This is a genomic window from Corynebacterium sp. MSK310 (assembly GCF_030227355.1).
GTDB classification, from domain to species: Bacteria; Actinomycetota; Actinomycetes; order Mycobacteriales; family Mycobacteriaceae; genus Corynebacterium; species Corynebacterium rhinophilum.
Genome location: NZ_JASPFZ010000027.1, coordinates 1 through 9826 on the forward strand (window position 1 = coordinate 1; position 9826 = coordinate 9826).

Sequence of the window (9826 nt, forward strand, 5' to 3'; positions counted from 1 at the left end):
GCACGTGCTGGCCCCTGACACCATCACACTGCATGCTCTATCGAAAGGTAGAAACACCACTCAAACGGACTTGACCCATCGCCGCCGGGTTCTTCTCCTTCATTATCGGCTTTGCCGTCTCCGCCATCCTCGCGCTCATTGTCACCGGTGATGCGATACCGGACCTAGCGCTGGCGGCTGCGCAACCGTGGTGGGTGTGGCTCGGCGGCTTTATGGGCGTGGCCTTCATCGTGGGAAATATCCTGTTCTTCCCGCGCATCGGCAGCGTAGAGACCGTCATTCTTCCCATCTTGGGCCAGGTAACGATGGGCCTAATTTATGACCTGACCGGCCTCTTTGAATCGCCGTTGGTGCCGGTCGGCCCGCTGCGCGTCCTTGGCGCGCTTATCGTTGTGGGCGGCATCGCCTTGGTATTAGAAATAGGCCGGGGTGCCGTCACTACGCGTGCGCAAGCCACCGGGATTTCGCTGTGGCTGTGGCGTGTCTTCGGTGTGCTCATCGGCATGGGCTCTGCCACCCAAACCGCTGTGAACGGCTACCTGGGAGGTGCGTTGCATAGCCCCATGCCCGCCAGCGTCATTTCCCTGGGCGTCGGCGTGATTCTATTGGCCCTGCTCACCCTGGGGTGGAAGGCTCCCCGTCGTGCCCTTTTGAGCGGTATCGCCCCAGGTCCCTGGTGGATGTGGCTCGGCGGTGTGCTCGGCGCGCTCTTTGTGGTTGGCGGCGCGACGCTTTCGCCCATGATCGGCACTGGCACGACGGTCATCGGCTCGCTGGTGGGCTCAATCATTTGTGGCCAGGTCATTGAATCGCTGGGCTGGGGCAATGCCAAGCGCGGCCTGCCGCCGGTCCACCGCATCATCGGCTTGGTCTTGGTCATCATCGGCGTGATTATGGTGCGCGCCCTTTAGAGCTGTGCCGCGCTTGCCGATGCCCCCTTCTTTCCCCCTTCGCTCCCACTCCCGGCCAGGGTGGGGGAGCGAAGGGTTATTGCCGCCAGCGCTCTAAGGTGAGCTTGGGGCTTAGTGCGCGGGAGACGCATGGCGCGAAGGCGCCCTCGGCATACATTTGCGCGTCATAGACGGAATCGCGGTGATCTGGTTCGCCCTCGACCACGCGCATCAGGCAGGTGCTGCACGTGCCTTCCAGGCAGCGCGATTTTACGGGCAGATCGAGATCCTCGAGGACCTCTAGGACCGTCTTATTCTCTGGGATTTGTACCGTCTCGCCGCAAAATTCCACCTCGAACGGACCGTCGCCGGCCCCGGCGTTTTTCTCACCGGACAGTGCTTTGAGATCGGGGTGGAAGTTCTCCCAGTGAAAGGCGTGATCGGGTAGGTAGTCGAGCGCGATTTCTTTGGCGGAATCCATAAATCCTTGCGGGCCGCAGACATAAAAGGCCGTCTCCTTTGGCGCCTGGCCCAGCAGGTGCCGGTAGATATCTGCTTGCTTGTCGCGCGGGCGGTCAAAGACTTCAATGAGCTTATCGCCGCAGGTCTCGCGCAATTGCTCGAGCAGTACCGCGTGGTGGCTATCGCGCGCGAAAAAGAGCACGATATACGGCTTGTTCTCGCGCTCGAGGGATTGGGCCATAGAGAGCATGGGGGTAATGCCCACTCCGGCACCAACAAGAACGTAGTAGCCGGCGTGTGCCACGAGCTCAAAGTTATTGAATGCCTGCGAAATCTTAAAGCTATCCCCGCGGCGCAGTTTGAGCATCGCAATCGAGCCACCCGTGGAGTTTTTCTCCCGCTTTACCGCGACTCCATACGTTGGCCGTTCCTGTTGGCCAGCAGCAGGGGAAGAGGCACCGGCCATCTCAAAAACCGAGTACTGGCGGGTAAGCATCTCACCGTTAGCTCCCGGGAGGGTGATATCGACGTGGCAGCCGGGGGAGTAATCCGTGAGCTGCGCATCACCGTCCAGTGAAAACTCGATGACCGCAAGGTCTTCCGCTACAGCGGTGATATTGTGCACCGTGGCGGTGGTGGAGGGGGCATCGGCAAGCTGGGGCGCGGGTTGAGAAGGAGAACTTGGCATAGGGGTGAATAGACCTCACTTTCGTGACTGTAGTTCAGTGCCAATCCACTGTATGTAATGCACGTCATGGTACAGCCTGTAGCGAGATTCAGGTTACAAACGCGTTCGCATAGCGGACGGATGTGCGCCTAGTACACCTATATGGGGTGAGCAGGCAGAAGGCTTGCAAAATCTGCCAAGATGGCCATTTTTGGTATTTACGCAGGAGGGGATAGGTGCTGTGAAGGTGAGCGTAGTAGCGGCGTTGGCGGCCAGAAATTTCCCAGAAAATTGGATTCAAAATTCATTGCAGTTGCGAGCAAAGTCTCTATAGGCTTACGGGCACAGCTAAATGGTGAACTACACCACATAAACAGGAAATGTGTGTGGTGCGGCACCAAGATTGGAAAGGTTGTTTACTCCCCATGACTGCTCCTACTGATACTCGGACGGAACCGAAGGTTCTGCCCATGTCCGATAATCCCTATGAGGATTTCCGCTATTTCTACCGCGATGGCATGGACCTGCGCCCGGCGCCGAAGCGCCGCGTGGACAAACCCGGCTGGTCCACCCTGCGCCACAATATTTTTGACCACTGGCACACCGTTCATGACGAGTGGGAAGGCTACGACACCCAGCAGACTCGTTTGCTCGATGATCACATGTGGCAAACCGATGAACTGGGTGCCGCGTTGGCAGAATCCTTCCGCCGCGATGGCGCGAAGGAATCGCGCGCAAAGTTCGAGCAGGCGCTGAATGAAGGAATCGAGACCGTCGAGGATCCATCGCCTGAATTGGTGGCCTTCTTCGAGCAGGTCGATAACATCCCAGACTGGATCGACCTTGAAGCCGCCGAGCGCGGGCGCGTTGCCTACTACAACGCCACCCCGAGCGCGGATCTTCTCACCTTCAACTTTGGCTACTGGGCCACCACCATGGAAGACCGCACCTCTGCGGCCACCGGTGAGACGGGCATGTTTGAGTTCAAGGCCATGCAGCGCGCGCTGGAGACCTCCAAGTTCTTCGTGGACCTGGGCAAACAAGACGTCTTTGACCGCTTTGGCGAAGGCCGCAAGGCCGCAGTCCACGTCCGCTTGCTGCACGCCCAGGCCAACCGCGGGCTGGAAAAGCTTTGGGGCAAGGAGCACTACAACGAATTCGGTCGGCCGATTGGCTCCAGCTTCTTGGTCTCCGGTGAGGGTTGGTTCGCGCTCATGCCACTGGCCATCGACGAGCTTTTCGGGCGCCCGCACTCTGGCCAGGACTGGGACGATGTCGCCCAATACTGGGCATATGTGCTGTACATGATGGGCGGCGAAGAACGCATCATCCCCAAGACCGGCGATGAAATGCGCAAGATGACCGATTTTATTTACGCAAACGGCGGGCGTTCTTCCTCGTACCACCAGCGGGTGGCCACGGCACTGATGTCCATCGTGGAGCAGATGAACCCGGACCTTCCGCTGGAAATGTTGGGTTCGCTGGCCACGCTAGTGGGAGAAGAAGACACCAAGTTTATGGTGGAAGGAACCCGCTGGGCCGATATGGACTTTTCCCAGGCAGCCAAAGACTTTGAAGCCAAGGCGCGCGCAGAGGCAGAGGAAGCCCGCGAAGCCGATGAAAAGCCGGGCGCGGAGGAATACAAAAAGCACAACGCCGCGCAAGGTCGCCCGCTGTGGATCAATGCCTTGGAGGAAGTGCAAGAGCACATCAACAACCATGAGCCAGACGTCAAGGCCGAGTGGACCCTGCACGATGACTCCAAGGAAGCCCGCCGGAACTAGCCTCTGCGCTTGCTGCTAGTTACCAAGGCCTAATAATAAGGAAGGGAATAAAACACAATGACTGCTTCCACAGATACTTCTGACGTTGCCAACACGTCGCAGGCGGAACCAAAGGTTCTGCCCATGTCCGATAATCCCTATGAGGATTTCCGCTACTTCTACCGCGATGGCATGGACCTGCGCCCGGCGCCGAAGCGTCGCACCGCGACGCCAGGCTGGTCGGAGCTTCGGCACAATGTCTTTGACTCCTGGCACACGGTAGAAGATGAGTGGGCAGGCTACGATAGCCTGCAAACCAAGCTTCTCGATGACCACATGTGGCAGACCGACGAGACCGGCGAAAAGCTGGCGGAAGCCTTCCGCCGCGACGGTGCCAAGGAATCGCGCGCCAAGTTTGAGCAGGCGCTCAACCACGGCATCGAGACGGTAGAGAACCCGGCCCCGGAACTGGTGGACTTCTTTAAAGAGGTAGACCGCATTCCGGAGTGGCTGGATCTCGAGGCCGCAGAGCGCGGCCGCGTTGCCTACTACAACGTCACACGCACCTCAGAGGTTCTGGCTATTGCCTTCGCGTACTGGGCCACCACGATGGAGGACCGCACGTCGGCGGCCACGGGTGAGACCGGGATGTTCGAGTTCAAGGCTATGCAGCGCTCCATTGAAACGGCGCAATTCTTCACGGATTTGGGCAAGAAGGACGTCTTCGACCGCTTCGGTGAAGGCCGCAAGGCCGCCGTGGGCGTGCGCCTGCTGCATTCCCAAGCTAATCGCGGCTTGGAGAAGATGTGGGGCAAGGAGCACTACAACGAATTCGGCCGGCCAATTGGCTCCAGCTTCCTGGTCTCCGGTGAGGGCTGGTTCGGGATGATGCCACTGGCCATCGACGAGCGCTTTGGCCGCCCCCACTCCGGCCAGGACTGGGACGATGTGGCCCAGTACTGGGGATACATCCTTTATATGATGGGGGCCGAAGAGCGCCTCATCCCCAAGACTGGCGATGAAATGCGCAAGATGACGGATTTCATCTACGCCAATGGCGGGTATTCCTCCACCTATCACGAGCGCGTGGCCACCGCCTTGATGAGCATTCTAGAAACCATCCACCCGTTGGTCCCCAAGCTGGCGCTGGGTGCTTTGACCACCATCTGCGGCGTGGAAGACACCAAGTTCATGGTCAAAGGCACGCGCTGGGAAAAGGTGAACTACAAGCCGTGGGCCATCCTGTACCGAGGCGCCGCGCGGGCAGAAGCCAAGGTTGCCCGCCTGCGGGACAAGCTGCCGGGTGCGCAAAAGGCAAAGATTAAGCGTGCCAATAAGAATAAGCCGCCATGGTCTGATGTCACCGCGGTGATTAAGGCGCACATCGCGAAAAACGAGCCCGAGACCAAGTCCGATTACACGCTGCACGATGACTCTAAAGAAGCTCGCAGCTAACCCAAACCCATAACATTCTCAGAGGAGAACACCATGACTAACACTATGTCCCTAGGTACCGTCGGCGAGTGGCCTGCAGGCCGCGGCGATAAGGATGAATTCATCGCCACCTTCGGCCAAGAGCGCGCAGACCGCTACCATGAGGCTTTCTGGAAGATGGACCCGGTGGCCGATGCGCTATTTACCAGCGGCCACACGGTCAAGGAAATCATGCCTAACCTGCGCGATGCCCTTGCCCGCGGCACCGCCAACGAGGACACCTTCCCCGAGGTTGCCGCCCTTATTGAGGACATGACCAAGGCACTTGACGGCATCGACGCCGAAAAGCTGGAGCGCGGCCGCCGCGTCTACCTGTCCATCCCGCCGCTCAGCCACGGCCTAGCGCTGGGCCCAGGTTCGCTGGTCCACACCTATTCCACCCCGGCGATCGCGGACCTGCTGGTCAACACCGGTGAGCTTACCGATGGCGCCGTCAAGCGCCTTGCCTACACCACCAACTGGACCTATTCGCTCTACCTGCCGGATGCGCTGCAGCCCGGCGGCGAAGGCTTCATCCACACCGGCATGGTGCGCGCCATCCACGCTCACGTGCGGCGCGTGCACACCCGCAAGGAGTTGGACTACTCCCACTACGGTGCACCAATCAGCGAGTTCGACATGCTGCGCACCTGGTTCGACTTCACCTATATTCCGTACGCCGGCCTGCGCAACATGGGTTGGAAGCTCACCGCGGAAGAGGAAAAGGACGCGTTCTACCTGTGGAAGATTACCGGGCGCATGCTGGGCATTTCTGCGGACCTTTTCGAAGGCGAGGATGGAGTAGAGGCCTCCCAGGAGACCATGGATGCCATCCACACCGTCGACGGCGAGATCAACGAGTCGGCCCGTAAGCTTGTCGATGCCCTCATGGATGGCTTCGTCGTCAACGCCAAGGAGCTCACGGGCATGCCCGATGACACCCTAGCGGACTGGACCGCCGCGCACGTGCGCATCATTCACGGCGATGAGGTCGCCGATGCCTGCGGTGTGGGCAACTCGGTTATGCGCCCCATCCTGGAAATGGAGGCACCGCTGGTGCAGGAACGTTTCGATCTCCTCCGTAAAGACCCGGAGGCTCTCGAGGCGGAAATCCAGAAGAACGAGGAGGCGGTGCGCCAGATGCTCACCCGCGATGCCACCTACATGAAGCAGGATGAGGGTATCAAGATGAAGGATGGCTCGGTCGTCGCGGCCTCCTAAACAAATCACCCACATTCATGGGTGACGCAGTTAATAAAACTTAAGTACTCTTGTGGCAGGCGAACACAGAGTGTGCTCGTCGCCACATTAGTTCCAAGAATCCAATTAGAAAGGGAACAATAATGTCCAAGGATTATGCAGTAACTAACCCCGCTACCAACGAAGTAGTAGAGAAGTTCGACACCTTTACCGATGAGCAGATTCAAGAGGTGCTGGCTAAGTCCAACGAGGCTTTCCAGACCTGGCGCGAGACCTCCATTGAGGAGCGCGCCAAGATTGTGTCCCGCGCAGCGGAGCTGCTCAAGGAGCGCAAAGGCGAGCTGGCCAAGATTGCCGCAGAGGAGATGGGTAAGTCCACCCCAGAAGGCGAGTGGGAAATTAACTTCTCCGGCGACATCTTGCAGTTCTACGCAGACAACGCCCCAGAGCACAACAAGGATCAGCCGGTTGACGTGCCAGGCGGTAAGGCCACCCTCCGCCGCTTGCCTATTGGTACCCTGCTGGGCATCATGCCCTGGAACTACCCCTTCTACCAGGTTGCCCGCTTCGCCGGCCCGAACCTGATGAACGGCAACTGCATCATCCTGAAGCACGCCGAAATTACCCCGAAGTCTGCTGCAGCCATCGAGGAGATTTTCCGCGAGGCTGGCCTGCCAGAGGGCGTGTACATCAACGTTTACGCTGACCACAAGCAGATTGAGGAGATCATCGCGGACAAGCGTGTCCAGGGCGTATCCCTGACCGGTTCCGAGCGCGCTGGTGCCGCTGTGGCGGAGATCGCCGGCCGCAACCTGAAGAAAGTTGTGCTGGAGCTTGGCAGCACCGACCCCTACATCATCCTGGATGCAGCCGATGTCACCAAGGCTGCCGAGGAAGCTTGGGTCAAGCGCATCGAGAACGTTGGCCAGGCTTGCACCTCCAACAAGCGCATCATCGTCATGGAAGACATCTACGATGAGTTTGTCGATGAAATGGTCCGTATTGCAGAGGGTATGAAGCAGGCTGACCCAACTCAGCCGGGCGAGAACCAGTATTACCCAATGTCCTCCCGCGAAGCAGCAGAGAACTTGGATAAGCAGGTCAAGACCGCTGTGGACAACGGCGCTAAGGTTCGCACCGGCGGCAACCTGCACGAGACCGCTGCGTACTACGAGCCGACCGTGCTTACCGATGTCCCCGTTGGTTCCGACTCCTACTACGAAGAGTTCTTCGGCCCAGTAGCAGAGATCTACAAGGTTTCCTCCGAGAAGGAAGCCGTAGAGCTGGCCAACAACTCCAACTACGGCCTGGGCGGTGCTGTCTTCTCCGATGACACCGAGCGCGCCACCAAGGTTGCTGACCAGATCGAGACCGGCATGATTCACGTCAACTTGGGCCAGTACTTCTCCCCAGTACTGCCATTCGGTGGCGTCAAGAACTCCGGCTTCGGCCGCGAGCTCTCCGTCTTCGCACTGGACGAGTTCGTGAACAAGCAGTACCTCTACATCAACGACTAATCGTTCGTTGACGCTCGCTCAGCGCTTCCTGCGCCTGCAGTGAGCGCATAGAGTGCAGTAGGGAAGGGGCCTAGCCTTGAATGGCTAGGCCCCTTTTGCTGTCCGCAGTGCCGGTTAAACCGCTGCGACTTTCGGAACCTGGCCTAAACTCAAGTTGTGTGACGCATGCGAAAAATCCCGCTCAGCGCGGGGCTGGGTGGGATGTAGTCTGCTCCTCCAACTGGGGTCGAACAAGTTACAGTTATAAACCAGGATAAACAAGAGGTGGTGAGGCGTCGTGTCGACTAGTGCAGGAATCACTACCGATGCTCCCGTTGGTCGGGTGCTGACGATTTTGTCTGATCTTGATAGGTGCTGTTGCAAAGTTCGGGCGACAGGAAGGCCTGCGTGAAATAATCACAGCCATGGGCATCTTCTCCGGTCGTCATTTCCCCGTGAAATCATCCTGTGGGCGGTCCGGTGGTACTGCCGCTACGGGCTCAGCTACCGCGATCTGGAAGAAATGATGACCGAACGCGGCGTACCGGTCGATCACAGCACCATCTACCGCTGGGTCCAGAAATATGCTCCTGAGCTGGACAAGCAGACCCGGTGGTACCGACAAGTCCCGGATTGGCAGGCCCGGTCCTGGCGGGTGGACGAGACCTATATCCGGGTCGGGGGAAAGTGGTGCTACCTCTATCGGGCCATCACCGCGGGTGGGCATACCCTGGATTTTTACCTGTCCCCAAAGCGTAACGTCGCCGCAGCGAAGCGTTTTCTGGCCAAGACCTTGAGGTCGAACACGATAACCGGGTTCCCGCGGGTGATCAACACCGATAAAGCACCCTCCCTGGCCAGGGCAATCGCCGAGTTGAAGTCAGAGGGAATCTGCCCGCAGACCGTGGAACACCGGCAGGTGAAATACCTCAATAACGTCATTGAAGGAGATCATGGGCGGCTGAAACGGATCCTCGGACCGAAGGGGGCGTTCAAAAACCGGACCTCGGCGTACCGGACGTTGAAAGGGATGGAAGCGATGCACTCATTACGGAAAGGCCAGGGCGCGATGTTTGCCTACGGGCAACCGAACCCGGATGCGGTGATCGTCAGCCGGGTGTTCGAGGCTGCCTGAGAACGCCGACCCGCAGCGAGCATCAGAGGATGAAGACTGGGTCGTCACGGCTCTCCGCCTGAAGTTTGCAACAGCACCCTTGTAAAACGAGGAACGATTCAGCTTTAACACGTGGCACATCCGCTTGACCGAGTACTCGGTTCGGTGGTCATAGACAAACTGGAAGCGGATCACCAGCGTGTCTCTTCGGCAAAATATTTCGCGGCCTTACGCAGGATGTCGCGTTCTTCGCGCAGCTTAGAGACTTCTTTTTCCAGCTGACGGATTCGCGCAGAATCATTCGCCGCTTGGGCTTGATCGTGCACGGCCTTCGTGCGGGCACGTTTGCCAGTGCCGTACTTTTTGACCCAAGAATGTAGCGAGGCACGGTTGATACCGAGCTCAGCTGATGCTGAGTTCAGCGAGAGATCCTCGTTGTTCTCATAGAGGGCTACGGCATCGCGTTTGAACTGTTCGGAGTACCTGGACATGGTGGTAGATTACCTTTCTTCCCAGCTCGACTGGGCTGGATATCAGGTGTCCACCGAATAGGGGTCAGGTCCGCACTGGACCAAACACGAAACAGCCCACGCATACACGCAGCTACTTCGCAAAATCGCCGAACCACTCTGCGTCGTCCTCGACGGCGGACAAGGCGCACTCACCGCGATTAAAGCCTGCTGACCAAACGCGATGATTCAGCGTTGTCTCGTCCATGCACAACGCGTCATCCGCCGCTACACCACCTCACGGCCGCGCAC

At 58.7% G+C, this 9826-nt stretch carries 6 protein-coding genes and 3 pseudogenes; 7 read left to right on the forward strand and 2 right to left on the reverse strand.

The window, feature by feature from the left end:
- The first annotated feature begins 77 nt into the window (after positions 1–77).
- A complete protein-coding gene (locus tag QP891_RS11350; RefSeq protein WP_284771326.1) occupies positions 78–911 on the forward strand; it encodes a DMT family transporter in 834 nt (277 codons plus the stop codon).
- A 76-nt stretch (positions 912–987) separates the two neighbouring features.
- Here QP891_RS11350 and QP891_RS11355 read toward each other — a convergent pair whose 3' ends face one another.
- Complete coding sequence (locus tag QP891_RS11355) at positions 988–2040, reverse strand: PDR/VanB family oxidoreductase (protein ID WP_284771322.1); 1053 nt, start codon at positions 2038–2040, stop codon at positions 988–990.
- Positions 2041–2444: 404 nt separating this feature from the next.
- On the opposite strand from QP891_RS11355, the gene QP891_RS11360 reads away from it, so the two are divergent.
- The 5 genes and pseudogenes from QP891_RS11360 to QP891_RS11380 all read left to right on the forward strand — a co-directional run bounded on the left by QP891_RS11360 (position 2445) and on the right by QP891_RS11380 (position 9086).
- On the forward strand, positions 2445–3803 hold the full coding sequence (locus tag QP891_RS11360; protein ID WP_023030419.1) for an oxygenase MpaB family protein: 1359 nt from the start codon (positions 2445–2447) through the stop codon (positions 3801–3803).
- Positions 3804–3860: 57 nt separating this feature from the next.
- On the forward strand, positions 3861–5237 hold the full coding sequence (locus tag QP891_RS11365; RefSeq protein ID WP_284817075.1) for an oxygenase MpaB family protein: 1377 nt from the start codon (positions 3861–3863) through the stop codon (positions 5235–5237).
- A gap of 33 nt (positions 5238–5270) precedes the next feature.
- Positions 5271–6476 carry an oxygenase MpaB family protein gene (locus QP891_RS11370; protein ID WP_284771324.1) on the forward strand — a complete coding sequence of 402 codons (1206 nt, stop codon included), beginning with the start codon at positions 5271–5273 and terminating at the stop codon, positions 6474–6476.
- 122 nt (positions 6477–6598) lie between these two features.
- A complete protein-coding gene (locus QP891_RS11375; RefSeq protein WP_284771325.1) occupies positions 6599–7972 on the forward strand; it encodes an NAD-dependent succinate-semialdehyde dehydrogenase in 1374 nt (457 codons plus the stop codon).
- Positions 7973–8376: 404 nt separating this feature from the next.
- Positions 8377–9086: pseudogene (locus tag QP891_RS11380) on the forward strand (IS6-like element ISCef5 family transposase).
- A 54-nt stretch (positions 9087–9140) separates the two neighbouring features.
- Here QP891_RS11380 and QP891_RS11385 read toward each other — a convergent pair.
- A pseudogene (locus QP891_RS11385) lies at positions 9141–9556 on the reverse strand (transposase); the annotation flags it as partial.
- A 73-nt stretch (positions 9557–9629) separates the two neighbouring features.
- Here QP891_RS11385 and QP891_RS11390 point away from each other — a divergent pair.
- A pseudogene (locus QP891_RS11390) lies at positions 9630–9826 on the forward strand (transposase); the annotation flags it as partial.

Coding starts and splice junctions, on each gene's coding strand:
- QP891_RS11355 (WP_284771322.1), bottom strand. CDS start 2,040: ATGCCAAGTTCTCCTTCTCAACCCGCGCCCCAGCTTGCCGATGCCCCC.
- QP891_RS11360 (WP_023030419.1), top strand. CDS start 2,445: ATGACTGCTCCTACTGATACTCGGACGGAACCGAAGGTTCTGCCCATG.
- QP891_RS11365 (WP_284817075.1), top strand. CDS start 3,861: ATGACTGCTTCCACAGATACTTCTGACGTTGCCAACACGTCGCAGGCG.
- QP891_RS11370 (WP_284771324.1), top strand. CDS start 5,271: ATGACTAACACTATGTCCCTAGGTACCGTCGGCGAGTGGCCTGCAGGC.
- QP891_RS11375 (WP_284771325.1), top strand. CDS start 6,599: ATGTCCAAGGATTATGCAGTAACTAACCCCGCTACCAACGAAGTAGTA.